This is a genomic window from Treponema sp. R80B11-R83G3, from assembly GCF_054786115.1.
Genome location: NZ_BDHF01000432.1, coordinates 1 through 554 on the forward strand (window position 1 = coordinate 1; position 554 = coordinate 554).

The window sequence follows — 554 nt, forward strand, 5'->3', positions numbered from 1 at the left end:
CGGTTCAATTCATTATCGGGCGTATGCTGAATATAATCTTATTCACGGTAAACCGCAGTTGGCAAGCACTTCAATTTTAACGACTAAATCGGCTTTAACGCCATTACCGTTATTTGAAAATTCAGCGTTAAAACAATCACGCATATTCCCCACGTTAGAAAACGCCCATTCATACATCGCCTATCTTCATGGGGTTTATAAAGACAGCCCCGCCTCCCTAGCCACACAATTTAAAAAATCGGTTAATATATAGCATTAACACCCCCCCGCTGTGTGCGGGGGTAATTTCATTAAAGGAGTTATGGCAATGACAGAAAAAGAAAAAATCAACCGACAAGATTTTGTTGATAACGTGATTAACGACATGATCGTATCACTATCCTCGACTACAAAAAAACTGCAATGGAATATAAAAGTCATCAGCGACATTCGAGGAATATTAACCAGTTATTTTATTGAAGAATTGCGCCTATGCGCCGATGAAGAATTTTATCCATAAAACAAATAAAGGCATAAAATGGAGTTTTGCCAAACACAAGACATCATATAAAAGG

At 37.9% G+C, this 554-nt stretch carries 2 protein-coding genes; both read left to right on the top strand.

All coding sequences use genetic code 11. The features are described from left to right. Window positions 1–253, top strand: a 253-nt coding sequence (locus ACYVRH_RS14305; protein ID WP_461257543.1) for a hypothetical protein, incomplete at its 5' end; no start/stop codon positions are given. 54 nt (window positions 254–307) lie between these two features. Beyond that, window positions 308–499 carry a hypothetical protein gene (locus tag ACYVRH_RS14310; protein WP_461257544.1) on the top strand — a complete coding sequence of 64 codons (192 nt, stop codon included), beginning with the start codon at window positions 308–310 and terminating at the stop codon, window positions 497–499. The last annotated feature ends 55 nt before the right edge of the window (window positions 500–554 follow it).

Excerpts from the sequence above, each read along its gene's own strand:
- ACYVRH_RS14310 (WP_461257544.1), top strand. The coding sequence starts at position 308 with ATGACAGAAAAAGAAAAAATCAACCGACAAGATTTTGTTGATAACGTG.